Raw genomic sequence first — 25,771 nt, 5'->3', positions numbered from 1 at the left:
GGCGCTTAACGCCAGGTTCAGTAATCCTCGGCATCGTCGCGCGCGCATTGGCACGACATGTGCGTCGGCCCGGCGGCGCCATGTCGTCCGGGCGCAGGAGGTGGCGAGATGGATCTCGGCAGGCTCAGCCTGTTCCGACTGGCCGAGCAGCGGCTGGCCTGGCTCGATCGGCGCCAGGAGGTGCTGTCGCAGAACATCGCCAATGCCGACACGCCGGGCTACGCGGCGAAGGATCTGCCGGCCTTCGCGCAGGTGCTCGCGCGCACCGGCGTGGTGGCGCCTGCGCGCACCGATCCCCGCCATCTCGCGGGCACCCAGGGCCCCGCGCCGGCGGCGCGCGCGGTGCGCGTGCCGGCGGAGCGCACGCCAGCCAGCAATGCCGTGCAGATCGAGCGCGAACTCGTGAAGGTCTCCGATACCGAGACGCACCACTCGCTGACGCTCGGCATCTACCGCAAGTATCTCGCCCTGTTCCGCACCGCGCTCGGACGGCAGGGATGACCGGGCAGATCGCAACCCGGCGGAAAGGTTTGCCGGGCAGACTGTGCCGCGGCCGGAGTCGTCCGGCACGGAGGATGTGATGGATCTCTTCAAGGCGCTGCGGCTGTCGGCCGCCGGCATGGACGCCCAGGCGATGCGGCTCAGGATCGTCGCCGAGAACCTGGCGAACCGCGACACCACGGCGAGCACGCCGGACGGCGAGCCGTACCGACGCAAGACGATCACCTTCGAGTCGCGGTTCAACCGCGCGCTCGGCGTCGAGCAGGTGCATGTGAAGCGGGTCGGTCGCGACGAGAGCGCGTTCGGCACGCGGTTCGAACCCGGCCACCCGGCGGCGGACGAGAACGGCTACGTGAAGGTGCCGAACGTGAACTCGTTCATCGAGATGATGGACATGCGTGAGGCGCAGCGCAGCTACTCCGCCAACCTCAATGTGCTCGAAGTCACGCGCGGCATGCTGACGCGCGCGATCGAGCTGCTGCGCTGAGGGGGCGTGTGATGAGCGGAATCGGTGCGGCGGCAGCGGCGGCACGCTATGCGAACGCCGCCGCCTCGGCCTTCGGCGAGGGCGCGGCCCAAGGCACAGGCGATGCCGCCGGTGGCTTCGGGCAGATGCTCAGCCGCGCGATCCAGGACACGGTCTCCACCGCGAAGACGGCCGATCGTGTCTCGGCCGCCGCGGTAGCCGGCGAGGGCAACGTGACCGAAGTCGTCACCGCCGTGGCGCGCGCCGAACTTGCGCTTCAGACCACGGTCGCGATCCGCGACCGCGTGATCCAGGCCTATCAGGACGTGATGCGCATGCCGATCTGAGCGCGCCTCGGCGCGCCCATCGGACGACGGTTTCGCATGGGCATTGTCGGGTGCTCGGCCGGTTCGGGCCGCGCCCGTCCCGGTCCGGCCCAGGAGGGGCAGGCATGAGCGATTCGGATGTGATCGCGCTGATGCGCGACGGGTTGTGGATTACGCTGCTGGTCGGCGGGCCGCTGATGGGGGCAGCGCTGGTCGTCGGCCTGATCGTGTCGCTGTTCCAGGCCCTGACGCAGGTGAACGAGGCGTCGCTGATCTTCGTCCCCAAGCTGCTCGCGGTCGCCGGGGCCGCGGCGCTGACTGCCCCGTTCATCGGCCGCACGCTCGGCGACTTCACGCGGCTGTTGTTCGACCGGATCGTTGCCATCGGCGGGGTCTAAGCCATGCCGATCGAGGTGGGCGGGCTGACGGAACTGCTGCCGGTCTGGACCTTCGCGTTCCTGCTGCTGGTCTGCCGGATCGGCGCGGCGCTGATGCTGTTGCCGGGGATCGGCGAGCAGGAGGTGCCGGCGCCGGTGAAGATCGGCCTGACCCTCGCGCTCGCCGGCCTGCTTTGGCCGGCGCTTGCGCCCGGCCTGCCGCCGCCGCCCGAATCGCCAGCCGCGGCGCTCGCGCTGATCGCGGGCGAATGCGCGGTCGGGCTCTGGATCGGCACGCTCGCGCGCATCATCGCCCTCGCCTTGCCGATGGCGGCGCAGTATCTCGGCTTCCTCCTCGGCCTCTCCAACGCGACACTGTTCGATCCCTCCTTCGGTGCGAGCGGCACGGCCCTGTCGCGCATGGTGGGCCTCGGCGGGATTGTCGTGCTGTTCGCGATGGGGCTGCACATGCTCCCGATCGCCGCACTCGCGGGGTCCTATGCCGTGCTGCCGGCGGGCGGTGCCTTTCCGGCCGATGCGGCGGCCGAGACGGTGGTGATCGCGGTGGCGGCCAGCGTGGCGCTCGCGTTCCAGCTCGCCGGTCCGTTCGTGCTCGCGGCCGTGGTGTTCCAGCTCACGCTCGGCCTGCTGTCGCGGCTCGTGCCGCAGATGCAGGTCTATTTCGTCGCGCTGCCATTGCAGGTTGCCGGTGGCGTCGCGCTGCTCGCGGTGCTGCTCGCCGGCATGCTGTCGGTCTGGGCAGAGGCCGCGCGCGTCGTGCTCGGTGGATTGCCGGGGCTCTGAGCCGCGATGGCCGAGGACAAGGACCAGAACGGCGACAAGACGGAGGCCCCGACCCCGCGCCGGATCGAGAAGGCGCGCGAGGAAGGCCAGGTTCCGGTCTCGAAGGATCTCTCGACGGCGGCCGCGCTCGCCGGAGCCACGATCGGCGCGGCGATGGTCGGGCCCGATGCGGCCAAGACCCTCGTCGGGGCGATCACCGTGCTGTACGAGCGACCTCATGCGGTCGACCCCGCGCTGATGATCGAAGCGCTCTGGCCGACCATCCGCGCCGCCGCCCTGCTGCTGTTTGGGCTCGCCGCCTTCGCGCTGGTGCTCGGCGCGGGCACCACGCTGGCGCAGACGCGGCTGCACCTCTCGGCCAAGCGGATCGCGCCCAAGATCTCGCGATTGAGCCCTCTCGCCGGCGCGAAGCGGCTGGTCTCGCCCGACAACCTGATGGAGTTCGTCAAGAGTTTCGCCAAGCTCGCGGTGCTGATCGCAGCGGCGGTCGCGGTGCTGTGGGATGCGCCTTCGCGGCTGGTGCATGCGGCCGAGTGGGCGCCCTCGACGCTCCTGTCGGTGCTGGTCGCCGATGCCTTCCGCCTGATGCTCGCACTGCTGGCCGCGCTCGCCGTGATCGGCGCGCTCGATGTCGCCTGGACGCGCTATCGGCACATCCAGCAGCTGAAGATGTCGCGTCAGGATATCCGCGAAGAGATGAAGCAGAGCGAGGGCGATCCGGAGATCCGCGCAAGGCTGCGGCGGATCCGCGCCGAGCGCTCGCGCAGCCGCATGCTCGCTGCGGTCCCGAAATCGACCGTTGTCATCACGAACCCGACCCATTATGCAGTTGCCCTTGCCTATGATCGCGAGTCCTCGGCCGCGCCCAAGGTCGTCGCCAAAGGCGTGGATCATCTGGCTGCGAAGATCCGAGAATCGGCGGAGGAGCACCGCATTCCCATCGTCGCGAACCCCCCGCTTGCCCGCGCGCTCTATACGGTGGAGCTTGATCGCGAGATCCCGGAGGAGCACTACCAGGCCGTGGCGGAGATCATCGCCTATGTCTGGCGCCTGAAGGGCCAGGTGCAGCCCCATGCCGGCTGACCCTCAGGCGCGCGGTCCTGCGCTGATCGATCGCCTCGGCGGCTCCGAGGGCGAGGCGTGGCGCACGCTGTTCGATCAGGCGCCGACCGGGATCGTCATCGTCGATGCCGAAGGGCGGGTCCTGCTCGCCAACGATGCCGCCCAGGCGCTTGCCGGCCGGGCCGACGATCCGGTGCCGCGCCATGCGGCCGTGACGGAGCTGTTCCACACGGAGGATCGCGAGAAGGTTGCGGCGGAACTGGCGCGCATCGGCGCGGGCCTGGGCGGCCGCAGCGCGGTCGAACTCCGGCTGGCGGAGCGGCAGGGCGAGGGTGGAATGCCGCTCGGCTGTTCGGTCGCGATGGTCGCGTTCACGCCGGTGATCGAGGAGGGCGGGACGCCGTCCGGCGCGGTGATCCGGCTGACCGACATCACGCGCCATCGGGTGATCGAGACGCAGCTCGCGCAGACCCAGAAGATGCAGGCGGTCGGGCAGCTCGCCGGCGGCATCGCGCATGACTTCAACAATCTGCTGACGGCCATCATCGCCGCGACCGATCTCTGCCTTGGTCGTGACGATCTCGCCGAACCGCTCCAGGCCGATCTGCTGCACATCCGCCGCAGCGCGGAGCGCGGCGCGGCGCTGGTCAAGCAACTGCTCGCGTTCAGCCGCCGGCAGACGCTCCAGCCGCGCATCATCCGCTTGGCCGATGCGATCGAGGATGTCGCCGCCCTGCTGCGCCGGCTGCTCGGGCAGCGCGTCGCGCTGGAGCTCGACCTCGAACTGCCGAGCCACATGATCCGCGTCGATCCGGTGCAGTTCGACCAGGTGGTGGTGAACCTCGCCCTGAACGCGCGCGACGCGATGCCGCAGGGCGGGCGGCTGACCATCCGCACCAGCAACCTCACCCTCTATCGCCCCATGGTGCGCGGCCAGGAGGTGATTCCGCCCGGTCGCTATGCCGTCGTGGAGGTCGCCGACACCGGCATCGGCATCGCCGCCGACGACCTGCCGCGGCTGTTCGAGCCGTTCTTCACCACGAAGAAGGAGGCAGGCGGCACCGGGCTCGGGCTCGCGACCGTGTATGGCATCGTGCGCCAGACCGACGGGTTCATCTCGGTCGAGAGCGTGCCGGGCGAGGGCACGACCTTCCGCATCTACCTGCCGATCGTTCCGCACGAGCAGACCGCCCAGCGCGAGCCCCCGCCGGAGCCGGCGTCGTCGTCGTCCGCCGTGCCGGCGCCCGCGCCGGCTGGCAAGGCGCCGGACGGCGCGGTGCGGCGCGGCACGGTGCTGCTGGTCGAGGACGAGGACGGCGTGCGGCGCCTCAGCACCCGCGCGCTGGAGAACGCGGGGTGGCGGGTGCTGTCGGCTCCCTCGGGTGAGGCGGCGTTGCAGATGCTCGACGCCGAACCTGCCCCACCCACGGTGCTGGTCTCCGATGTGGTGATGCCGGGGATGGACGGAACGCAGGTCGTCAGGGCCGTGCGCGCGCGGTTTCCCACGATTCCGGTCGTGCTCGTCTCGGGCTATTCGGAGAGTGCGGCGATGGACGGGCTGCCGGACGAGGATCTGCACTTCCTCCCCAAGCCCTACACGCTGCGCCAACTGGTGGCCCAGGTGAACACGATGGCGGGCCCGCAGGCGGCCGGGTGACGCTCGTGGCGATGGGCGGAGGCTAGCCGCCCCGCATCGCCGCGAGACTGCGGCGCAGGCGCAGTTCCTCGAGATCGAGTTCCTCCTGCAACACGCGCAGCGCGTCGTCGTCGAGTTCGCCCGAGCGGTGCAGCGCGAGCGGCACCGAGGCGGCGATCAGCAGCAGGACGAGCGAGAAGGTCTGCACGGCGCCAGGATGCCAGTCGCGCGTGAGCCGCGTCACCTTCCGGCAAGCGATTCTTAATGCACCGTGCCGGAACCGGCACGGTATGCTGGTGGCATTGCCGGCCGGGACAACCCCCAGAGGAGCCAAGCCATGCAGGCTGTTCCCGTGCTGGTCGAACTCACCGAGGCCAAGTCCGACGAGCGGATCGAAGCGCTGCGTGCGGTGCTGTATGACCGCACCGGCAAGATGGCCGGTCACACCGTGCTCAAGGTCGTTGCCGAAGGCACGAGCCTCTATGCCAGGGGCGAGCTCCAGGTGGACCCCAAGGCGGTCGGCGATACGGCCCGGCTGCTGATCGCGCCGCTGCTCGAGACCGGCAAGCGGCAGCTCCTTCCCAGCCGCGCCGAACTCCTCAAGCAGCTCAAGGGGTATCTCGCGCCGGTCCGGATCGATCTGCGCAAGCCGGACATCAGGTTCGTGCTGCCCCGTCCGGTGTGGTGGCCGTGGTTCAGGCTCTGCGTCTGCGTCGTGCGCGGGCGGCTGGTGAAGCGGGTCGTGCTGCCGAACGGCACCACCCTCGATCTGCCGATCTGCCACGCGCGCGTGACGCTCTGCGAGATCGACCGCTGGCCGCGGCTGATCCGCGTCCTGCCCGACCGCGACATCCTGCGGCTTCGCGACGATCTGCTCGACCTGATCCGTCGCCCCATCCCCATCCCCGACCCGCCGCCCTTCGCCTTCCCGAGCGCCATCCCGGATGTCCCGATGCCGCCCGAGCCCTTGCCCGGGCCGCGGCCCCTTGCTGCCCCATCGATCGAGACGGCGCGCGCGCCCGTGGCCTTGCGTACGGCGGAGCCGGTCGCCGCGCATGCGGCGCCCTTGTTCCGCCTCGTGGAGGAGCTGCAGCAGGCCCCGGCCGAGGTGGTGCGCGCGCGGCTCAGCCTCGGGGCCACGCTGGTGTTCCCGTATCTCTGCCGGCTCAAGTGGCTGGATGCGCTGTTCATCACGCACCGCTACTGCTTCGCCACCGTGACGACCGATGACGACGGCCGCTTCTCGGCCCTCTACATCCATGCCTGCGGCGACGAGGACCGGCCGGACATCTACGTCTCCGCCGAGCAGTTCCTGGGCGGTGTGTGGACGACGATCCACGCGCCCTCGATCACCTGCGGCACGACCTGGAACTACCATTGCGGCGACGAGATCACCGTGGTGGTCACCGACCCGCGCGCGCAACCCTGCGTGCCGGACGACCCGGTCGATCCCCCCGCGGGCGTCGAGACCTGGGTGATGCCGCACGCGGTCGGCGCGATGCCGATCGCCGGCACGGCGGGCGCCGCGCCGGGGCCGGGCTGGGTGCGCCCGGACGGGCTGACGAACTACGGCGTGAACATCAACGCGCCGTTCGGCTCGGTGCTGGGCTTCCGCCAGCAGCACTCGCTCACCATCCCGCATGACGGACTCTACTATTTCCGCTGGTCCTGGCGGCGCGGCACCTCCGGCGGCTGGACGGCGATGGACACGCCGATCACGCGCAGCTACGTGCGCGACGTGCCGGGCCCGGCGGTGCAGTTCCCGACCGTGCAGCTCGGTCCCGTCGGCGACAACCTGTTCCGCTTCAAGACCCAGCTGTTCAATCCGGCCGACTGGGGCGTGGACACCTCGGCCGATCCGGCCGGGACGGCCTACTACTGGCCGATCGATTCCGGCATGGGCGAGATCTACGCCGCCAAGTGGACCACACCCGGAACGACCAGCGAGGCGCTGGCACCCGGGCTTGCCGATACCTACCAGGTTCGCGTCGAGGTGTTCGCCAAGAACGGCACGCGCGTAGCCCCCGGTCCCGGCACGTTCCGCTTCATCGTGCCGACCAGCATCGCGCCCGATGGCACGCTGAATACGCGCATCGCCGATCCGTCGGAGATCATCGACGACGGGTTCGTGTTCTCGCTGGTGATCGACAACTCGCGGTGTTCCGCCGCGATCGCCCCACCGGTGATCTCGGCCGGCGTGGCGGACGATGACTGCGGCTTCATCGAGTATGCGCCGGGGGCGTCGGTAACGCTTGCCTTCTCGCCGTCGCATCCGAACGGGAGGGCCCGGTTCAGCTTCGGCCTCACCCGTGGCGCGACCGATGTACCGGCGGCCGGCGCCGGCGGCGAGGTGTTGGCGCTTGCCTCCGGCGCCTACACGCGCGCCGGCACGACGTTCACCGGCAGCTTCGCGGTCGGCGCGCTGATGGGCACCTGTCCGAACGCGGCCTTCGCCGAGACTCTCTATGTCGCCGCCAAGGCGACCGACGGCACGAGCCGGCTCAGCGGGTACGACCGGAGCGCGGTGCGCGCCTTCGCGCTTGCGCAGCAGACGCCGTGACGAGGCGGCCGGGCGGAGCCGTGCGCTCCGCCCGGCCACTTCCACGCGCGCGACCCGGCTGCCGGAGACGCGAAGTCCGGCAGCCGCGCATCAATGGCTGAACCGGCGCGCGCCGCCATCCACGTGGATCACCTGGCCGGTGATGTAGCGCGCGAGCGGCGAGCACAGGAACGCGACCAGCACGGCGAGGTCGCGCGGCTCGCCGATATAGCCGACCGGCACGTTCGCCTCGGCCCAGGCGCGGCGCGCCTCCTCGGTCGGCATGATGCGCTGGTCGATCTGCTCGCTGCGGATGCGTCCGGGCGGGATCGAGTTCACCGTGATCCCGTCCTTGCCGACGACGCGAGAGAGCGCCTTGGCCCAGATATGCACGGCGCCGTTCGGCGCATTGGCGGCGTTGATGTTGAAGGGCTCGTCGGGGCCGGTGATGTTGACGATGCGGCCGAACCGGTTCGCCTGCATCACCGGTACGATCGCGTGGGCGAAGCGGCGGGCTGCGGTGAAGTTCAGCGTCATCGCCTCCTCCCACGCCGCGTCGTCGCCGAGCCCCTGCTGCGGGCGCGATCCGCCCGCGTTGTTCACCAGGATGTCGCAGCGCCCGTAGCGCGCGAGCACGGCATCGCGCGCGCGCTCCGCCGCACCCGGCACGGTGATGTCCTCGACCACGACCAGCGGACGCTCGCCGTGCCCGGCGAGGCTGTCGGCCAGCTCCTCCAGCAGCGCCTTGCGTCGCGCGAGGATGGCGAGCCGGCAGCCCTCCTCCGCCAGCACCTCGGCGATGCCGCGGCCGAGCCCGACCGAGGCGCCGGTGACCAGCGCGACCTTGCCGGCAAGCTGAAGGTCCATCAGCCCCTCCCGTAGACGTCTTCGATCCGGACGATGTCGTCCTCGCCGAGATAGGGACCCGACTGCACCTCGATCAGCACGAGCGGGATCTTGCCCGGGTTCTCCAGCCGGTGCACGCAGCCGAGCGGCAGGTAGACGCTCTCGTTCTCGCGCACCATCAGCGTCTCGGCGTCGCGCGTGACGAGCGCCGTGCCGTTCACCACCACCCAGTGCTCGGCGCGGTGGAAGTGCTTCTGCAACGAGAGCCGTCCGCCCGGCCGCACGACGATCCGCTTCACCTGGAACCGCTCGCCGGTGATCAGCCCCTCGTAGAAGCCCCAGGGGCGGTACATCCGGCGATGCTCGCTCGCCTCCTTGCGCTTGGCGGCCTTCAGCCGATCGACGATGCGCTTGACGTCCTGCGCGCGCGACCGCGGCATCGCGAGCACGGAGTCCTCGTCCGCCACCACCACGGCGTCCTCGAGCCCGAGCACGGCGACCAACGGTCCCTGGCTGCGGACGTAGCAGTTGCGCGCGTCCTCGAGCAGCACGTCGCCGACCGCGACATTCCCCGCAGCATCGCGGTTGCCGAGTTCCCACAGCGCCGCCCAGGAGCCGACATCCGACCAGCCGATCGCCGCCGGCACGACGGCGGCGCGATCGGTCTTCTCGGCCACCGCGTAGTCGAGGCTGATCGAGGGGCTGTCCTTGAACGCCGCGCCGAGGCGGATGAAGTCGAGATCGGTCGTCCGCTCCGCGACCGACCGGCGCACGGCGGCGAGCAGGTCGGGCGCGTGCCGTTCCAGTTCGGCGATCAGGGTCGCGGCGGTGAACAGGAACATGCCGCTGTTCCAGAGGTGCCTGCCGCCGGCGAGATACTGCGAGGCCGTGGCCGCATCGGGCTTCTCGACGAAACGGGCAACGGCGAAGGCGCCCTCGATGCCGGCCAGCGGCGCACCCTTCTCGATATAGCCATAGCCCGTCTCGGGTGCGGTGGGCGTCATACCGAAGGTGACGATCCGGCCCTCGCGCGCGGCGGCCGCGCCGATCGCAACGGCCCGATGGAGCGCGGCCACATCCGCGATCGCCGCATCAGCCGCCATCATCCAGAGCGGTGTCGCCGGGTCCTCCTCGGCGACCAGCACGGCGGCGGCGCCGATCGCCGGCGCGCTGTTCCGTCCTGCCGGCTCCAGCACGATGCGCGTGCCGGCGACACCGGCCTCGCGCAGCTGCTCGGCGATGATGAAGCGGTGTGCTTCGTTCGACACTACCACCGGCGGGGCGAAGCCGGCCGAGGCCGGGGCGCGCAGCGCCGTCTCGACGATCATCGGCCGGTTCGAGACCAGCGGCAGCAACTGCTTCGGGTAGCTCTCGCGGCTCGCGGGCCAGAGCCGGGTGCCAGAGCCGCCGGACAGGATCACCGGAACGATACGGGGAAGGTCGGGCATGGAGCGGACCGGGAGGGGGAGGGGGCTCCCCGTATAGCCCGCTCAGCCGCCGAGGAACACCTCGGGGAAGGCGAGGCGGGGCAGGAACAGCACGATCTCGGGCACGGCGATCAGCAGCAGCACGACCAGCAGGCAGACGCCGATGATCGGCAAGGCATGGCGGAAGGCGTGCAACTCCTGCACCTCGGCGATCTGTGCCGCGATCAGCAGGCAGATCGAGAGGGGCGGGGTGAGCAGCCCGATCGCCAGCACGATCACGGTGATCACGCCGACCTGGATCGGATGCGCGCCCGCCGCGTCGCCGACCGCCTGGATCACCGGCAGGAAGATCAGGACCGACGGGATGGGGTTGAGCGGGATGCCGATCACGATCAGGAACGCGACCAGCAGCAGCATCAGCCCCCAGTAGCTGTCGGTGATGCCGAGCAGGAACGACGCGACCGCGGGCCCGGCGCCGAGATAGGCCACCAGCCAGCCATAGATGCCCGAGGCGCCGACGATGAACATCGGGATCGAGAAGGCGACCGCGCTCTCGCCCAGCATGTTGGGCACATCGCGCAGGCGGATCGAGCCATAGGCGCCGATCGCCAGCAGCGCGGCCCAGAACACCGCGACGATCGCGGCCTCGGTCGGCGTGACGAAGCCGCCCGTGACACCCCCCAGCACCAGCACGGGGATGAACAGCACCGGCAGTCCGCGCACCACCGCCTCGCCGCGCGCGCGGAGCCGCATCGGCGCGCCCCTCGGCCAGTCGTTGCGCACCGCCAGCAGGTGGTTGTAGGCCATCTGTGCCAGCCCGATCGTCACCCCCGGTACGATCCCGGCGATCAGCAGCGCGCCGACGCTGACCTGGCCGACCGCGCCGTAGATGATCATCACGATCGAGGGCGGGATGACGACGCCGAGGATCGCACTGCATGCGGTGATCGCCGCGGCGTAGCCGGCCGGATAGCCCGCCTTCTTCATCGCCGGGATCATCATCGCGCCGATCGACACGACGTCAGAGACGGCTGAGCCAGAGATCGCGCCGAACCCCATCGACGAGACCACGTTGGCGTGGCCGAGCGCGCCGCGCAGCCGTCCGATCACGGCGTTGGCGACCGCGAGCAGCCGGTCGGTGATGCCGCCCGCCTCGACGATCCGTCCGAGCAGCAGGAACAGCGGCACGGCAAGCAAGGGGAAGTTGTCGATGCCCTGGAGGAGCTGGTTGGCGAGACTTTCCAGCGGCAGGTCGAGCTGGAGCAGCACCACGAGCGAGGTCAAGAGCAGCGCGAAGCCGATCTCGATGCGCAGGAACACCAGCAGGAAGAACAGCCAGATCAGGATCGCAAGCGGCGTGAACACGGCTCAGGCCGCGAGGGCGGCGCGCAGCGCGGCGATGTCGCGCACCACCACCTCGATCAGGAACAGCAGCATCAGCGCCGCGCCCACCGGCATCGCCGCCATCTGCCACGCCTCGGCGATCCCCAGCGTCTCCAGATCGCGGTACAGGCCGATCTCGGCGAAGCCCCAGCCGCCCCAGAGCAACACCAATGCGGCGACGGCGATCCCGGCATCGCCGAGCAGCTTCAGGCAGGCGCGGCCACGCGGCATCGACGGCGGCAGCACCTCGCAGACGTAATGCGCCGACCGGCGCACCGCGACGGCGGAGCCCAGAAACACGCACCAGGTGAACAGGAACAGCGCGGCCTCTTGCGTCCAGATCGCCGGCACGCGCAGCACCTCGCGTCCGCCGACCTGCCAGGCGATGGTGAGGATCAGTCCGGCGAACAGCAATCCGAGCAGGCGCACCAGCGCCCGCTCCAGCCCCGCATTGACGGCGACGAGCAGCCGCAGCGTCAGGACGTGCGCACGGCGGCGCGCACCATGTCGAGCAGGTCGCGCGCGTTGTAGCTCTGGGCGAGCTCGTCCTGCAGCGGTGCGAGCGTGCGCGCGAAAGCGGCGCGGTCGGGCTCGTGCACGAAGATCCGGCCGGCGAACTCCGTGCGCGCGCGCCGGACCACCGCCTCGTCCGCCTCGATCCCGGCGCGCGTGCCCACCTCCATCGCCTCGGCCGCGACCGCGCGGAAGGTCGCGCGATGCGCCTCGGGAATCTTGGCGAGGCTGCGCGCGCTCATGGTGAAATGGCCCACCTGGACCTCGTGCATGGTGAGCGACAGGTGCGGGGCGACCTCGTAGAACCGCTCGGCGAGGTAGCCCGACAGGCTGCTCTCCAGCGCCTGGGCGACCCCGGTCTGCACGGAGGTGTAGACCTCCGCCCAGTTGATCGTGACCGGCAGCGTGCCGAGCGCCTGCCACTGCCGCGCGACCGCCGGCGAGGGCGGAACGCGCATCTTCAGCCCCCTGAGATCATCGAGTGTGCGCACCGGGCGGATCGCCGAGAGGTTGCGCGTGCCGCCCATCATGAAGCCGAGCAAGGTCAGCCCCGTGCGCCGCTCCTCGTAGAGCGCCTGCACCCGCGCGGCGATCGGCCCATCGGCGCGCATCGCACGGCGGAACGCGTCATAGTCCGGGATCAGGTAGGCGAGCGAGAACACATTGTACTGAGGCACCTGGGCGGCGGCGTTGTTGGTGGTCGAGATCATCAGGTCGATCGTACCGAGCCGCATCTCGTCGAGCACCGCACGGTCGGGACCGAGCTGGGCGGAGGGGAACAGCGTCGCTCGCACAGCGCCGTTGGTGCGCTTGGCGATCTCCTCGCCGAACCAGTCGGCCGCCGCGTTGTAGGGATGCGGCGAGGTGACGAGGGTGTGCAGACGCAGGCTCACCGCGGCCTGGGCGCGCGCCACGAACGGTGTCGCGAGAAGGGTTGAACCGACGAGAAGCGAACGGCGCCGGATCATGATCGTCACTCCGCGGCGAGGGGAAGGGAGGGCGCAAGACGCCAGCCGTACTGCGCATCGAGCCCGAACGCGCGCACGATCTCCACGCCCTTGGCGAGATGCGCGGCTTCGAGCCCCCGCAGCGGCCTGCGCAGATCGCCCGCAGGCAGCCCGACCGCCTTCATCAGCGACTTCACCGCGACCGGGTTGATCGCCGAGTAGGTGAAGTGCAGCAGCGGAAGCAGGCGCAGATAGGTCTCGCGGAACACCGCGCTCTGGTCGGGCGTCGTCCATGGCGTCGAGAGTCGCGCCATCCCGGCCGGGTCGATGTTGCCGGTCATGTTCGCCGTGCCGTGCCCGCCGAGCGACATGGTCGGCACCACGAGCCCCAGGTTCGGGCTGTCGCAGCACATCACCGTCGCGTCGGGCTTGCCGGCGAGCACCTGCGCGACCTGGCCGACCCGCGCCGTGCTCTCCTTCAGGATGACGTAGTTGGGGTGGCGGAACAGCCGCAGCAGCGCGTCCCAGTGAAGGTCGGTCTTCACGCGGGGCGGGTTGTTGTAGATGCCGAGCGGCAGATCGACCGCATCGGCGACCTCGGCGAAGAACGCCTCGATGTCGGCTTCGGCCGCGCAGATATAGGCAGGGGCGGCCAGGATCGCCCCGTCCGCACCGTTCGCCTTGGCGTGGCGCAGATAGCCAATGGTCGTGTCGGTGTTGTTGCCGGTGCAGCCGTAGAAGAACTTCATCCGCCCGTCACGGAAGCGGATCGTCTGCTCGACGATCGCGCGCCGCTCATCCGGGCTCAGCATCGACACCTCGCCGGTCGAGCCCATGATCAGCACCGCGGAGGTGCCGTTCGCGGCCTGCCAGTCGAGCAGGCTGCGGAACGCGCCGAAATCGACCGAGCCGTCGGCGTTGAACGGAGTGATCAGGGCGACGAAGCTGCCCTCGACCCGCATCTTGGCCATGGTTGAACTCCCGGTTCCGATGCCTCACGTTAGGCGCGCGGGGCCTGCCGGTCCAGGCCGGTCCCGTTGCAGGAGAGTATGGATGACCTACGAGATCCAGTACTGCACCTCCTGAAACTACGAGCCGCGGGCCCTCCGTGCGAGGGATCGACTGCTCGCGAAGAACCCCGGAGCGATGGTGACGCTCACCAAATCCTCCGGCGGCGTCTTCGAGATCCTGAAGGACGGCAAGCTCGTGTGGTCGAAGAAGGCCACCGGCAGCTTCCCGACCGACCAGGAGGTGGACGCGCTCGCCTGACCGGCGCGGCGGTGCCCGCGGCACGATCCACGTGCCGCGGGCCTTGCGCACCCTGGGCGGTTGCGTCGCGGCGGGTGTGACCCGCGTCGCGCCGTGCTCATATGAGGGTGATGCCCCAGTTCGTGCTCGACCGCGACGCGATCGCCCGGATCCGGCTCCGCAACCGGATCGAGACCGCGGCCACGCTTGCCGCCCTCGCTTCCCTCGCCACAGTGATCGGCTTCCTTGCCGCCGGCGTCGACGGCCTGGTGATCGGCGCGATCATGGTGGCGATCGGCCTCTCGTTCGGCGCGCTGCCGGCGGATGCGGTGTTCCGCCAGGGCTTCGGCGCGGCCCCGCTGTCGCCGTTCCAGGCCCCCGGGCTCAACGCGCTGATCCAGGAACTCTCGCGCCGCGCCAACCTGCCGACGGTGCCGCGGCTCTACCTGCTGCCCCAGCCGGTGCTCCAGGCGGTCGCGGCCGGCACGACCGAGCGGCCCGGCATCGGCGTGACGCGCGGGCTGGTCGAGACGCTGACCGCGGAGGAGTTGGCCGGCGTGCTGGCGCACGAGATCAGCCACGTCCGGCACGGCGATCTCACGGTGATGCGGATCGCCGCGACCGCGTCGGGCATCACCCGTGCGATGGCCCAGGCCGGGCTGATCGTGTTGATCCTCTGGGGGGCGGGCGCGTTCGGCGCGCATCCGCTGCTGCCGGCCCTGCTGATCCTGGCCCCGCTGGCGTCCGATCTGCTTGCGCTGTCGCTGTCGCGCACGCGCGAGTTCCTCGCCGATGCCGGCGCGGTGGAACTGACGGGTGACCCGCTCGGCCTCGCCTCCGCGCTGAGGCGGCTTCAGGCCCTCCAGGGCGACGACTTCGAACGGCTGGGCTCGCGCGGCCCGGCCTGGCTGCGCTGGTTCCGCACCCACCCCACGATCGAGGAGCGCGTGGCCGCGCTCGCCTCCGCATCCGTGCCGGCGCGACCCGTCCTGCCGGCCTGGGACGGCACCCCCTGGACCACGCCGCCGCAGGTGCGCCGCCGGCCCAATCCCTGGCGGCGATAGGCGCGGCATCGCCGCGGGGCTATCGTCGCGCCATGACTCCGCTCTATCCCGGCCTGCGCGTGCGCAATCCGAACCGGCCCGACTGGGGGGAGGGCCAGGTGCAGTCGGTGGTCGGCAGCCGGGTGACCGTGAACTTCGAGCACGCGGGCAAACTCCTGGTGAACATCGCCGTCGTCACGCTGGAGCCGGTCGAGACCGAGCGCGGCGCGATCTGGTGAGCGGGGCGATGGAGGCCGGGTGGGGGGCGGCCTTCGCCGCCGTGTTCGACTGGCGGCTGGCGATCGCCGCCGTCGTCACCGCGATCGCCGGCGTGATGCGCGGCTTCGCCGGATTCGGGACCGCGATCACGCTGGCGCCGACCTTCAGCGTGCTCTGGGGACCGGCGGTCGGCGTGCCGACCATGCTGCTGATGGAGGCGCTGATCGGCAGCCAGCTGCTGTTCGGCGCCTGGAAGGACGTCAATCGCCGCGTCACCATCCCGATCACGCTGGCAGGCTGCCTGCTGGTGCCGGTCGGCACCTGGATCCTGTTCCTGATCGAGCCCGAGACGCTGACGCGCGCGATCGGCGCGCTGGTGCTGCTGTTCGGCGCCCTGCTGGCATCGGGCTGGCGCTACCAGGGGGCGCGACCGCTGCCGCTCAATCTCGCCGTCGGCGCGACCGCCGGCGTGCTGAAGGGGGCGACGGGGATGAGCGGGCCGCCCGTCATTCTCTATCTGCTCGCCGGCAACGAGGCGGCGAAGGAGCATCGGGCCAACCTGATCCTGTTCTTCGCCGTGCTGGGGCTCGTCTCGCTGATCCCGCCCTTCGTGACCGGCCTGTTCACCCTCGACGTGCTGGTCAAGGTGGCGGTGCTGACGCCCTGGCTGCTCGTGTTCGTGCGCATCGGCGCCGCGCTGTTCGGGCGGATCGGCGCGAAGCAGTTCCGCACCGTCGCTTATGGCGTCCTCTTCGTGGTCGGGCTCGCCGCGCTGATCGCGTGAGCCTCAGCCGCGCGGGCGGGAGTCGCGCGCGAACAGCAGGTAGATCAGCAGCCCGGAACCGAGGCAGGCGGCGACCGCGATGAACGCCGCCGCATAGGCGGCCGGCGGGCGGACGCCTTGCGCCGCGGGAAAGCCGCCGACGACATGGCCGGCCAGCACCGGCAGCGTGGTCGAGCCGATCAGCTGGAACAGGTTCACCGTGGTCACGCCCCGTCCGGCGAGCGCGTCGGGGAACAGGCTGCGGCCGTGCGCGACCGTGACGACGCTGTAGCTCGTGACCAGGCAGAGCAGCACCAGCAGCCCGATGGCCAGCGCGGTCGAGCGGTGGCCGAAGGCGGCAAGCGCCAGCAGGGTCGAGATCGTGGCGCAGGCCCCGGGCACGACGATCCATTTGCGTGTGTTCAGCCTGAGGTCGAGCGGACCCACCACCAGCGTGCCCGCGGCCTGCGCCGCGGCCATCGCCAGGATCACGTGGCCGCGCGCGACCGGCGCGAGCGCGTGCACATCGGCCAGATACGGCCCCGCCCAGAGCGTCAGCACCACCGCCGCACTGGCGTAGATGAAGGTGTGCATGGCCAACACCGGCCAGAGCCCCTTCGTTCGCCAGACCGCGAGCAGCCCGGACAGCACCGCGGTCAGGCGCTCGCGCGGCCGGGGCGCGGTCTCGCGGCCGGGCGGATCGTCCGTGACTGCCCGGTGGAAGGCGAGGGTGACGAGGGCGGTCAGCGCGGCCGAGGTCGCGAACATGCCGCGCCAGCCGATCACCGCCGCGCCGGCGGCGAGCGGCGTGCCGGCGGCGAGGCTGCCGATCTGGCTGAAGGCGAACACCCGGCTGGCGGTGGTCGCGAGCCGTGCCGGGCCGAACCAGCGCGCGCACAGCACGATGGAGGCCATGAAGCTTGCCCCGCAGCCGGCCCCGAGCAGGAGCCGCGCGCCGATCAGGCTGCGCGGATCGACCGCCACGGCCTGCAGCGCGGCGCCCGCGACCGCCGGCACGCCGAGCAGTGCGACGGTCCGGCGCGGCCCGATGCGGTCGAACATCAGCCCGACCGGGATCTGCATCAGGCCGAGCGTGAGGAAGAACGCGCCATTGGCCAGGCCGAGCGCGTCCGGCGACAGGGACAGGTCGCGCGCGAGTTCCGGGGCGAGGGCGCCGAGATTGGCGCGGTGGAAGTTGCTCATCGCGGTCAGCGCCGTCAGTGCCGCGATCAGCCGCGCGACTGCGCCGGGCGCAAGGCTGGATGTGTCCTTCGGGTCTCGCGTCACGCCGGCGACGATGGCATGGAACGGCGCCGCCCTTCCTCGCCCTGGACCGAAACGCAGCCATGCCGATCCGCGACGCGACCGAGGCCGACCTGCCGGCCATCCTCGCCATCACCAACGACGCGATCCAGACGACCACGGCGAACTGGAACATCCGCCCGACCACGCTCGAGGCGCGGCGCGCCTGGTTCGCCGAACGGCGCGCGGCCGGGTTTCCCGTGCTGGTGGCGGAGGAGGCGGGGAGCGTGCGCGGCTTCGCGAGCTATGGGCCGTTCCGCGCCTTCGACGGCTACGCGCAGACGGTGGAGCACGGGCTCTATGTCGCGCGCGACGCGCAACGTCGCGGCCATGGTGCCGGGCTGCTCGGCGGGCTGATCGCGCGGGCCGAGGCGGCGGGTCTGCACGTGATGGTCGCCGGGATCGAGGCGGGCAATGCCGCCTCGCTCGCCCTGCACGAGCGCTTCGGCTTCGTGCGTGTCGGCTTGATGCCGGAGGTCGGGCGGAAATTCGACCGCTGGCTCGATCTCGTGCTGATGCAGCGGATCCTGCTGCCGGTCAGGTGAGCGGCAGGCTCCGCACCGTGTAGCCGTGCCGGATCACGCGGCGCAGGATCGGGTCCTCCAGCTCGAACTCGAACCGTACGCTCGGCCGGATGCCGCCGATCGCGGCGAAGGTGCCGCCGAACATCACCGTGCCCTCGGGCAGGGGCGCGCCGCCGGTCCAGGCCGCGATCAGGGGTTCAGGCGGGCGCAGCGCGGCCGCCGTCCCCTGCTGGTAGAGCGTCAGCCGGCCCGCCTCCTCGATCCAGGCGCGCAGGACCAGCTGGTCCCAGTGCGGGGCGACGTCGGCGAAGCGCCACAGCAGCGGCGCCATCACCTTGGGACAGAGCTGCTTCGAGACGTCGATCGCATAGGCCTCGACCCGGCGGTCGGTGTGATCGGAGCCGACGCCGACCCAGAGCCCATCCGCCATGCTGACGAGCACGAACTCGACCTCGCCCGAGCTGTCGGGGCCGAGCACCTCGACCGCAGAGGCCGTGGTCAGCAGATCGGTGCCGTTGCGGAAGAACGCGGGAATGCTCGGCGGCGGCGTCACGCCGATCGCGCGGAGTTCCCCCACATGGTGCTGCACGGCCGCCTGGTCGCGTCCGGTGAGGCCGGCGATCACCAGGTCACGAGGCCTGAATGCGACCTGGTGGATGCCGGCGGCGGTGACGCAGCGGAATCCGATCGGCTCTCTCATCCGCCGGCGAGCGCCTCGTCCTTGCCCTTGCGGATCGAGGGCAGCGCCATCGCCACCACGGCGATCACGGCGAGGGCCAGCAGCGAGGCGCTGATCGGGCGCTCGATGAACACCATCGGGTTGCCGCGCGAGAGCAGCATGGCGCGCCGCAGATGCTCCTCCATCATCGGGCCGAGCACGAAGCCGATGAGCATCGGCGCCGGCGGACAGCCGATCTTGCTGAACAGGTAGCCGAGGAAGCCGAACACGACCGTGACATAGACGTCGAAGCTGTTGTTGTTGAGGCTGTACACGCCGATCGCGCAGAAGATCAGGATCGCCGGGTACATCAGGTCGTACGGGACCTTCAACAGCCGCACCCACATCCCGATCATCGGCAGGTTGATGATCACGAGCATCAGGTTGCCGAGCCACATCGAGGCGATCAGGCCCCAGAACAGGTCGGGCTGGGCCTCGATCATGCGCGGCCCGGGCTGGATGCCCTGGATGATCAGCGCGCCGACCATCAACGCCATCACGGCATTGGCGGGGATGCCGAGGGTGAGCAGCGGGATGAAGGAGGTCTGCGCGGCGGCGTTGTTGGCGCTCTCCGGCGCGGCCACGCCTTCGATCGCGCCCTTGCCGAACAGGTGCTTGTTGCGGCTGATCCGCCGCTCCAGCGTGTAGGCGCCCATCGAGGACAGCGCCGCGCCGCCGCCCGGCAGGATGCCGACGATCGAGCCGAGCGTGGTGCCGCGCGCGATCGGTGCCGCGACCCGCTTCCACTCATCCCTGGTGAGCCACAGCCGGCTGATCCTGGTCTTCAGCGCCTCGCGCACCTCGGGCATCTCGAGATTGCGGATGATCTCGGCGATGCCGAACATGCCCATCGCCATCGGCGCGAAGCCGATCCCGTCCGAGAGTTCGGGGATGTCGAAGGTGAAGCGCTGCTGGCCGGTCTGCACGTCGGTGCCGACGAGACCCAACCCGACGCCCGCCACCATCATGCCGATCGACTTGACCACGTTGCCTTCGCTCAGCACCGCCGAGACGATCAGCCCGAGCAGCATCAGCGAGAAGTAGTCGGCCGGACCGAAGGAGAGGGCGACCGCGGTCAGCAGCGGCCCGAGCGCGGCGACCAGGATGGTCGCGGTGCAGCCGGCGATGAAGGAGCCGATCGCGGCCACCGCCAGGGCGGGTCCTGCCTGGCCGTTCTTCGCCATCTGGTAGCCGTCGAGCGTGGTGATGACCGAGCTCACCTCGCCGGGCAGGTTCATCAGGATCGAGGTGGTCGAACCGCCATACTGCGCGCCGTAATAGATGCCGGCGAGCATGATGATCGCCGTGGTCGGCGGCATGCCGAAGGTGAGCGGCAGCAGGAGCGAGATCGTCGCCACGGGGCCGATCCCCGGCAGCACGCCGATCGCGGTGCCGAGCAGCGCGCCGATGAAGCAGGCGGAGAGGTTCTGGAACGTCGCCGCGACGGTGAAGCCGTAGAGCAGATTCTCGAGCATCGCCGACCTCAGCGCGACCAGGGGAAGACGGGGATGCGGATGTCGAGGTACCAGATGAACAGTACCCAACACAGCGCCAGCATGAACGCGATCAGCCCGAGCACGCGCAGGGGCTTCCACACCTTCTCCGCGAGCGAGGCGATGCCGATGCAGAGGGCCAGCGAGATGACGAAGCCGAGCCGCTCGACCGTGAGGCCATAGACGGTCAATGCCAGCAGGATCAGCCCCATGTCGCGCCACGCGAAGCGCCCGATCGGCTCGGGGCCGGTGAACAGCCCGCTGATCAGGATCGCGACACCAAGGGCGGCCAGGATGCCGAAGGTGAGCATCGGCATGTAGCCGGAGCCCATCCGGCGCGCTGTGCCGATCGGGTGCGATTCGAAATTGAGGTAGAGCATGACGCCCGCGAAGGCGATGAACATCACGCCGGCAAAGATGTCCTGCGCGTCAGGCCTGAGCCGCATCCACCGGTCCCCCCACGCGGCCCGGCACCGCGGCGACGAGAACCTCCCGGACCGGAGCCTAGATCAACTTCGCGACAGGCGGAACGGGGATGTGGTGTGCGTAACGAACCACCGCTACTCGACCGTCGCCCCGGAGGCCCGCACCACCGGCGCCCAGACGGCGATCTCCTCGGCGACGAAGGCGCTGTACTGCTCCGGTGTCATGTCGACGATGCCGCCACCGAGCTGGTCGAACCGTGCCACCACCTCGGGGTCCTTCAGGATCTCCCGGATCTCCCGGTTGAGCCGGTCGACGATCGCGGCGGGCGTGCCGGCCGGCGCCGAGATGCCGAACCACTGGTAGGAGACGACATCGAAGCCGGACTCCTTGAAGGTGGGCGCATCCGGGAAGGCGGGGCTGCGCTCGGCGCCGCTGGTCGCGAGCAGGCGCACGCGCTCGGCGCGGATATGGCCGGAGGCCGAGGGCAGGCCGTCGAACATGATCGGCACCACCCCGGCGATCGTGTCGGTCATCGCCGGCCCGGCGCCCCGGTAGGGCACGTGGTTCAGCGTGATCCCCGCCGCCATCGCAAAGCGCAGCCCGAGCAGATGATTCGACGAGCCTGCGCCGGAGGTCGCGAAGTCGAGGCTGCCGGGCTTCTCCTTGGCGATCCGCACCACGTCGGCGAGGCTGCGCGCCGCGAAGCCCGGATTGCAGACCATGGCGCTCGGGTTGCGGGTGACCAGCGCGATGTGCACGAAGTCCCGCATCGCGTCGTAGCGGATGTTGCGATAGAGCGTCGGGGCGATGCCGTGGCTGGCGATGTTGCTCATCACCAGCGTCTGGCCGTCGGGCGCGGCCTGCGCGGCGATGGTGCTGCCGACCGTGGCGCCCGCGCCCGCGCGGTTCTCGGCGATCACCGGCTGGCCCAGCCGCGGACCGAGCCGGTCGCCGACAAGCCGGGCCATGACATCGGTCGTGCCGCCGGGCGCGAAGGGGACGATCAGGCGGATCGGGCCGGTCGGCCAGGACTGCGCCCGCAGCGTCGCCGGCGCGGCCAGTGCTGCGCCGAGGCCCGTGAGGACCGTTCGTCGTGCGAGCCTGATCCGTTCCGACATGAGCGTTTCCCCGTCGCTTTCCTTTGCATTCGTCTATCGCACGCGCCCGGAAGACCCGGCAAGGGCGGCCGACGCGGCTTGCGGGGTGGTAGGCTGCGCCGCATGATCGCGGCTTCCGCGAGCCAGGACGTCCCGCATGACCGCCAATGATCCCGACGCCGCGATCCGCGACGAGACGGCGCGGCTGGAGGCGCAGCTGATCGCGCTCCGGCGCGAGCTGCACAAGCGCCCCGAGCTCGCCTTCGAGGAGCACGAGACCGCCGCCGTGGTGGCGGCGGAGCTGGCGCGGCTCGGCATTCCCGCCCGCACCGGCGTCGGCCGAACGGGCGTGGTCGGGCTGATCGAGGGCGGACGGCCCGGACCCACGCTGCTGATCCGTGCCGACATGGACGCGCTGCCGATCCACGAGCGGACCGGGCTGCCCTTCGCCTCCGAGCGCGAGGGGCTGATGCACGCCTGCGGGCATGACATCCACACCGTCACGCTGCTCGGCGCCGCGGCCGTGCTCAGATCGATCGCGCCGGCGCTCGCCGGGCGGATCAAGCTGATCTTCCAGCCCGCCGAGGAGATCCTCGAAGGCGCGCCGGCGATGATCGCCGACGGCGCGATGGACGATCCGGGCGTGGACATGTGCCTCGGCTTCCACAACTGGCCCTGGGGCAAGGTCGGGCAGATCCAGTACGTGCGCGGAGCGTGCCAGGCGGCCTCGGACGCGTTCGACATCGTCTTCCACGGCCGCTCCGGCCACGCAGCCCACCCCCAGGCGGCGATCGACCCGATCGCTGGTGCCGCCCTGTTCATCGGCCAGCTCCAGACGCTCGTGTCGCGCGAGATCAACCCGCTCTCGCCTGCCGTGGTGACGGTCGGGCAGATCAGCGGCGGCACGGTGCGCAACATCATCCCCGACCAGCTCACGCTGAAAGGCACCGTGCGCACCATGGACACGGCGGCGCGCGACGCGGTGGAGGCGGGGATGCGGCGGCTGCTCGCCGGCGTCGAGGCGGGGCTCCGGCTTCGCAGCGAGCTCGACTACGCGCGCAAGGTGCCGCCGCTGGTGAACGACGACCGCGTGCTCGACCGGGTGCTCACGGCCGCGCGCGCGGTGGTGGGCGAGGCGGCGGTGACGTCCGGCACGCCGAGCATGGGCTCGGAGGATTTCGCCTGCTTCACCGAGCGTGCGCCGGGCGCGCATCTGCGCATCGGCTCGGGCGCGCCCGGGCGAGCCGACGTGCTGCACAACAGCGACTACCAGCCTGATGAGGGCTGCATTGCCGTCGGCGTGCGCACCCTCTCCCGCGCCGCATTGGAGCTCCTGCAATGACCAAACTGAGGCTCGCCGAACTCACCTCGGGCGAGGCGAAGACGCGGCTCGCGAACCGCCCGACCATCCTGCTGCCGATGGGCAGCCTGGAGGATCAGGGCCCGCACGCGCCCATGGGCGACTATCTGCTCGCGGACGCGATCGCGCTGCGCATCGCCGAGCGCGCCGTGGCCCTCGGCGCGGATGCGCTGGTGGCGCCCGTGCTGCCCTTCGGCGGCGAGGACTATTTCGGCACCGTGCCCGGCGGGATCGCGCTCTCGCATGCGACCCTGCTCGCGGTGATCCGCGAGATGCTGGAGCGTCTGCTCGCGCACGGGCTCGATCGCATCCTCATCGTCAACGGCCATGGCGGCAACACGCACGCGATCCACGAGGCGACACTCGCGGTGAAGCATGCCGACGGCACGCTCATCCCCTCGCTCTACATCTGGCGCGTGCTGTACGGCGCCTGGCCGAAGCTCACCGGTGGCGATACCGCGGGCAAGGTCGGCCATGGCGCCGACCCGGTCTGGTCGGTCGCACTGGCGCTGTTCCCGCAGCTCTGCCGCCCGGACATGATCCCGGACCCGGTGCCGCCGGGCTCGGTGCAGGGCATGGCGGTCACCGGCCTCGGCGCCGCGCGGTTCGAGGAGATCGAGATCGGCCTGCCGATCGAATACGACATCGCCGCGCCGAACGGCGTGCTGGCCGGCGACCCGCGCCGCGGCGATGCGGCGGTCGGCGAACGCGCGGTCGCCTGGCTCGCCGAGCAGGGGGCGCGGCTCATCGTGCATCTGCGGGACCAGGGCTGATGCGGATTGCGGTCTTCGGCGCCGGCGCGATCGGCGGGCATATCGCGTTCCGCCTCGCGCGCGGTGGTGCGGATGTCTCGGTGGTCGCGCGCGGGGCGTATCTCGACGCGATCCGCGCGCGCGGCATCACCGTGCAGGCGCGCGACGTCACCGACACGGTGCGGGTGCGCGCGAGCAATGATCCGCGCGAGCTCGGCGTGCAGGACGCCGTCATCACGACCGCCAAGGCGCATTCGCTGCCTGAGATCGGCCGCACGATCGGCCCGCTGCTCGGTCCCGACACGCCGGTCGCGTTCGTCGTGAACGGCATTCCCTGGTGGTATTTCCACCGCCATGGCGGGGAGCATGATGGGCGGCGGATCGAGCGGCTCGATCCGGGTGGCGTGCTGTGGGACGGGATGGGGGTCGCGCGCGCGATCGGCGGTGTCGTGTATTCCGCCTGCACGGTGCTGGAGCCGGGCGTGATCCATGCCGAGAACCCGACCAATCGCGTGATCCTCGGCGAGCCCGACGGCACGATCTCGGCGCGCGCCGAGGCGATCGCGGCGGCCCTGCGCGCGGGCGGCATGGGCGGGGAGGTGGTGTCCGACATGCGCGTCGCCGTGTGGGAGAAGCTCGCCGGCAACATGGGCAACGGCCCGCTCGCGATCCTCGCCGGGCGGCGGATGAAGGAGTACATGGCGCAACCCGCCATCTACGCGGCGGCCATCCGCGCCATGGAGGAGTGCCACGCGGTCGCGCGCGCCTGGGGCTGCGAGGTCAAGGCCGATCCGGCCAAGCGCGCGGCGGCCAATGCGGCGAGCGCGCACAAGCCGTCGATCCTGCAGGACCTGGAGATGGGCAAGCCGATGGAGGTGGATGCGCAGCTGGTCGTACCGCTGGAGCTGGCACGGCTCGCCGGCGTGGAGACGCCGACGCTCGACCTGACGATCGCGCTTGCGGTCGAGCGTGCGCGCGCCGCCGGGCTCTACGCCGGCTGAGCCGCGAGCGGCTGGTCGGTCTGGCCGAGCACCCAGCCTTCCCAGCACAGCAGGGCGGGGTCGTCCGGGTATGCCTCGGCCCGCCGCCCGAGCAGGACGTTGAGCACCCCGAACAGACCGCAGACGCAATCGAATCGGTCCTCGCCGGCCGCATCCGCGCCGAACCCGTCGGCGATCGCGGCCGCGAGGTCGGGCGCGACCGTCACCCCGGCGTCGCGCGCCCAGGCGATGAGAGCTGCGCCCGCAGCGAGGCGCGCTGAGCGGCGGCGCTTCGACCCCGCCAGGCGCACGCCGATGTGGCGGTAGCACTCGGCGGGATAGGTCTCGGCGAGCACCAGCGCGCCGGGCCGGGCGAGCTCCGCGAGTGTGCCTTCGAAGGGCCAGAGCCGGATCGCTCCGCCCTCGGCAAGGGCGGGCAGCAGCATCTCGCGCCAGGCATGGATCGCGGCCTTGCCGGCCTGATTGGCGCCGAGGGTCCAGAACAGCGGCGCGCCGGCCGGCCGCGTGGCCGTGCGCAGGTCGCAGCGCCGGCCCAGGCAGGACGGGTCGGGCAGCCCGAGGGCTGCGGCATGTGCGGCGCGCGTCATCCCGCGCGTCCCGCGCGCGGGATAGAAGGGCCGATCGGGCGAGACATCCTCGAGCGTGGCGGCGACCGTGAAGAACGACGGGCGGTCGGCGAGCGTGCGCAGGAAGGCCGGGAAGTCGGCAGCGCCGGCATGGCGCGCGGCGTAGAGGCGCGGCAGGCCAAGCGGGACGTCAAGGCCGAGCACCGCCGCCCCACCAGCGGCCGCGGCAATCAGGCGGGCAGCAACAGTATCGGCCGGCCCGACCGGGCGGGGCGCGCCGGCCGTCCAGCGCCCCTCGGCGTCGCGCCCGGCGAGCGCGATCCAGCATTTGCGCGGATCGGACGACCAGTCGGCGTGCGCGGCGAGCGTGAGGTACGGGAAGGGCACACGCCGCCATGCTTGATCAAGGGAGATGCTGATCAGGCGCGTCAT

The 25,771-nt window shown here is 71.0% G+C and carries 28 protein-coding genes and 1 pseudogene; 16 read left to right on the top strand and 13 right to left on the bottom strand.

Features of this window, described 5'->3' with window-relative positions; translation table 11 throughout:
• Positions 1 to 108 precede the first annotated feature (108 nt).
• From F563_RS0100970 to F563_RS21080, 7 genes are all read left to right on the top strand, one after another.
• Positions 109 to 501 carry a flagellar basal body rod protein FlgB gene (locus tag F563_RS0100970; RefSeq protein WP_019012765.1) on the top strand — a complete coding sequence of 131 codons (393 nt, stop codon included), beginning with the start codon at positions 109 to 111 and terminating at the stop codon, positions 499 to 501.
• A gap of 79 nt (positions 502 to 580) precedes the next feature.
• Positions 581 to 988 carry a flagellar basal body rod protein FlgC gene (gene flgC / locus F563_RS0100965; protein ID WP_019012764.1) on the top strand — a complete coding sequence of 136 codons (408 nt, stop codon included), beginning with the start codon at positions 581 to 583 and terminating at the stop codon, positions 986 to 988.
• Between the two features lie 11 nt (positions 989 to 999).
• Positions 1,000 to 1,314: a flagellar hook-basal body complex protein FliE gene (fliE, locus tag F563_RS0100960; RefSeq protein WP_019012763.1), complete on the top strand. Its 315-nt coding sequence runs from the start codon at positions 1,000 to 1,002 to the stop codon at positions 1,312 to 1,314.
• A 104-nt stretch (positions 1,315 to 1,418) separates the two neighbouring features.
• On the top strand, positions 1,419 to 1,691 hold the full coding sequence (gene fliQ, locus F563_RS0100955) for a flagellar biosynthesis protein FliQ (protein WP_019012762.1): 273 nt from the start codon (positions 1,419 to 1,421) through the stop codon (positions 1,689 to 1,691).
• Positions 1,692 to 1,694: 3 nt separating this feature from the next.
• Positions 1,695 to 2,474, top strand: a complete 780-nt coding sequence (locus F563_RS0100950) for a flagellar biosynthetic protein FliR (protein WP_019012761.1) — start codon at positions 1,695 to 1,697, stop codon at positions 2,472 to 2,474.
• A gap of 6 nt (positions 2,475 to 2,480) precedes the next feature.
• A complete protein-coding gene (gene flhB, locus F563_RS0100945; protein ID WP_019012760.1) occupies positions 2,481 to 3,557 on the top strand; it encodes a flagellar biosynthesis protein FlhB in 1,077 nt (358 codons plus the stop codon).
• Positions 3,547 to 5,193 (top strand): ATP-binding protein, encoded by a 1,647-nt coding sequence (locus tag F563_RS21080; RefSeq protein ID WP_019012759.1) that lies wholly within the window; start codon positions 3,547 to 3,549, stop codon positions 5,191 to 5,193. The genes flhB and F563_RS21080 overlap by 11 nt, the downstream gene beginning before the upstream one ends.
• A gap of 22 nt (positions 5,194 to 5,215) precedes the next feature.
• Here F563_RS21080 and F563_RS0100935 read toward each other — a convergent pair whose 3' ends face one another.
• Entirely contained in the window at positions 5,216 to 5,380 is a 165-nt protein-coding gene (locus tag F563_RS0100935) for a hypothetical protein (protein WP_156825011.1), read from the bottom strand.
• Positions 5,381 to 5,509: 129 nt separating this feature from the next.
• Between F563_RS0100935 and F563_RS0100930 the strand changes: the two genes are divergently transcribed.
• A complete protein-coding gene (locus F563_RS0100930) occupies positions 5,510 to 7,732 on the top strand; it encodes a hypothetical protein (protein ID WP_019012757.1) in 2,223 nt (740 codons plus the stop codon).
• Between the two features lie 90 nt (positions 7,733 to 7,822).
• Here F563_RS0100930 and F563_RS0100925 read toward each other — a convergent pair whose 3' ends face one another.
• From F563_RS0100925 to F563_RS0100900, 6 genes are read right to left on the bottom strand one after another with little or no spacing between them, the layout of a single operon-like run.
• Positions 7,823 to 8,578 carry an SDR family NAD(P)-dependent oxidoreductase gene (locus F563_RS0100925; protein ID WP_019012756.1) on the bottom strand — a complete coding sequence of 252 codons (756 nt, stop codon included), beginning with the start codon at positions 8,576 to 8,578 and terminating at the stop codon, positions 7,823 to 7,825.
• A complete protein-coding gene (locus tag F563_RS0100920; protein ID WP_019012755.1) occupies positions 8,578 to 10,005 on the bottom strand; it encodes a mannose-1-phosphate guanylyltransferase/mannose-6-phosphate isomerase in 1,428 nt (475 codons plus the stop codon). Before F563_RS0100920 ends, F563_RS0100925 begins: the two co-directional genes overlap by 1 nt.
• Before the next feature lie 42 nt (positions 10,006 to 10,047).
• Positions 10,048 to 11,349 carry a TRAP transporter large permease gene (locus tag F563_RS0100915; protein WP_019012754.1) on the bottom strand — a complete coding sequence of 434 codons (1,302 nt, stop codon included), beginning with the start codon at positions 11,347 to 11,349 and terminating at the stop codon, positions 10,048 to 10,050.
• Positions 11,350 to 11,352: 3 nt separating this feature from the next.
• The gene (locus F563_RS23655) at positions 11,353 to 11,796 is read right to left on the bottom strand and encodes a TRAP transporter small permease (RefSeq protein ID WP_019012753.1); all 444 of its coding nucleotides are present in this window, start codon (positions 11,794 to 11,796) and stop codon (positions 11,353 to 11,355) included.
• Positions 11,797 to 11,843: 47 nt separating this feature from the next.
• Positions 11,844 to 12,848, bottom strand: a complete 1,005-nt coding sequence (locus tag F563_RS0100905; RefSeq protein ID WP_019012752.1) for a TRAP transporter substrate-binding protein — start codon at positions 12,846 to 12,848, stop codon at positions 11,844 to 11,846.
• A 5-nt stretch (positions 12,849 to 12,853) separates the two neighbouring features.
• The gene (locus F563_RS0100900) at positions 12,854 to 13,798 is read right to left on the bottom strand and encodes a 4-hydroxy-tetrahydrodipicolinate synthase family protein (protein WP_019012751.1); all 945 of its coding nucleotides are present in this window, start codon (positions 13,796 to 13,798) and stop codon (positions 12,854 to 12,856) included.
• Between the two features lie 127 nt (positions 13,799 to 13,925).
• On the opposite strand from F563_RS0100900, the pseudogene F563_RS24235 reads away from it, so the two are divergent.
• The 4 genes and pseudogenes from F563_RS24235 to F563_RS21060 form a co-directional block, all read left to right on the top strand.
• Positions 13,926 to 14,096 (top strand): annotated as a pseudogene (locus tag F563_RS24235) (SelT/SelW/SelH family protein); the annotation flags it as partial.
• A 110-nt stretch (positions 14,097 to 14,206) separates the two neighbouring features.
• Entirely contained in the window at positions 14,207 to 15,139 is a 933-nt protein-coding gene (locus F563_RS21065) for a M48 family metalloprotease (RefSeq protein ID WP_019012749.1), read from the top strand.
• Between the two features lie 32 nt (positions 15,140 to 15,171).
• Entirely contained in the window at positions 15,172 to 15,357 is a 186-nt protein-coding gene (locus F563_RS0100885; protein WP_019012748.1) for a DUF3553 domain-containing protein, read from the top strand.
• Positions 15,354 to 16,121, top strand: coding sequence for a sulfite exporter TauE/SafE family protein (locus F563_RS21060; protein ID WP_156825009.1), 768 nt, complete (start codon positions 15,354 to 15,356; stop codon positions 16,119 to 16,121). The genes F563_RS0100885 and F563_RS21060 overlap by 4 nt, the downstream gene beginning before the upstream one ends.
• A gap of 3 nt (positions 16,122 to 16,124) precedes the next feature.
• On the opposite strand, the gene F563_RS0100875 is transcribed toward F563_RS21060, so the two are convergent.
• On the bottom strand, positions 16,125 to 17,387 hold the full coding sequence (locus F563_RS0100875) for an MFS transporter (protein ID WP_019012746.1): 1,263 nt from the start codon (positions 17,385 to 17,387) through the stop codon (positions 16,125 to 16,127).
• A 59-nt stretch (positions 17,388 to 17,446) separates the two neighbouring features.
• On the opposite strand from F563_RS0100875, the gene F563_RS0100870 reads away from it, so the two are divergent.
• On the top strand, positions 17,447 to 17,947 hold the full coding sequence (locus F563_RS0100870; RefSeq protein ID WP_019012745.1) for a GNAT family N-acetyltransferase: 501 nt from the start codon (positions 17,447 to 17,449) through the stop codon (positions 17,945 to 17,947).
• On the opposite strand, the gene F563_RS0100865 is transcribed toward F563_RS0100870, so the two are convergent.
• The 4 genes from F563_RS0100865 to F563_RS0100850 form a co-directional block, all read right to left on the bottom strand.
• Positions 17,940 to 18,626 carry a DUF2848 domain-containing protein gene (locus tag F563_RS0100865; protein WP_019012744.1) on the bottom strand — a complete coding sequence of 229 codons (687 nt, stop codon included), beginning with the start codon at positions 18,624 to 18,626 and terminating at the stop codon, positions 17,940 to 17,942. The genes F563_RS0100870 and F563_RS0100865 overlap by 8 nt on opposite strands.
• Positions 18,623 to 20,119 (bottom strand): tripartite tricarboxylate transporter permease, encoded by a 1,497-nt coding sequence (locus tag F563_RS0100860; RefSeq protein ID WP_019012743.1) that lies wholly within the window; start codon positions 20,117 to 20,119, stop codon positions 18,623 to 18,625. The genes F563_RS0100865 and F563_RS0100860 overlap by 4 nt, the downstream gene beginning before the upstream one ends.
• Before the next feature lie 8 nt (positions 20,120 to 20,127).
• Positions 20,128 to 20,583: a tripartite tricarboxylate transporter TctB family protein gene (locus tag F563_RS0100855; RefSeq protein WP_019012742.1), complete on the bottom strand. Its 456-nt coding sequence runs from the start codon at positions 20,581 to 20,583 to the stop codon at positions 20,128 to 20,130.
• Between the two features lie 114 nt (positions 20,584 to 20,697).
• Entirely contained in the window at positions 20,698 to 21,681 is a 984-nt protein-coding gene (locus tag F563_RS0100850) for a Bug family tripartite tricarboxylate transporter substrate binding protein (RefSeq protein WP_019012741.1), read from the bottom strand.
• A 136-nt stretch (positions 21,682 to 21,817) separates the two neighbouring features.
• On the opposite strand from F563_RS0100850, the gene F563_RS0100845 reads away from it, so the two are divergent.
• From F563_RS0100845 to F563_RS0100835, 3 genes are read left to right on the top strand one after another with little or no spacing between them, the layout of a single operon-like run.
• Positions 21,818 to 23,002, top strand: a complete 1,185-nt coding sequence (locus tag F563_RS0100845) for a M20 metallopeptidase family protein (protein WP_019012740.1) — start codon at positions 21,818 to 21,820, stop codon at positions 23,000 to 23,002.
• Positions 22,999 to 23,793 (top strand): creatininase family protein, encoded by a 795-nt coding sequence (locus F563_RS0100840; RefSeq protein WP_019012739.1) that lies wholly within the window; start codon positions 22,999 to 23,001, stop codon positions 23,791 to 23,793. The genes F563_RS0100845 and F563_RS0100840 overlap by 4 nt, the downstream gene beginning before the upstream one ends.
• Positions 23,793 to 24,773: a ketopantoate reductase family protein gene (locus tag F563_RS0100835; RefSeq protein ID WP_019012738.1), complete on the top strand. Its 981-nt coding sequence runs from the start codon at positions 23,793 to 23,795 to the stop codon at positions 24,771 to 24,773. Before F563_RS0100840 ends, F563_RS0100835 begins: the two co-directional genes overlap by 1 nt.
• Here the strand turns inward: F563_RS0100835 and F563_RS0100830 are convergent.
• Positions 24,761 to 25,771 (bottom strand): hypothetical protein, encoded by a 1,011-nt coding sequence (locus tag F563_RS0100830; RefSeq protein ID WP_019012737.1) that lies wholly within the window; start codon positions 25,769 to 25,771, stop codon positions 24,761 to 24,763. The two genes, F563_RS0100835 and F563_RS0100830, sit on opposite strands and share 13 nt — an antisense overlap.

It is taken from the genome of Elioraea tepidiphila DSM 17972 (assembly GCF_000378465.1).
In the GTDB taxonomy this organism is placed as follows: domain Bacteria; phylum Pseudomonadota; class Alphaproteobacteria; order Acetobacterales; family Acetobacteraceae; genus Elioraea; species Elioraea tepidiphila.
This window is presented reverse-complemented; position numbering and strand designations above follow the sequence as displayed.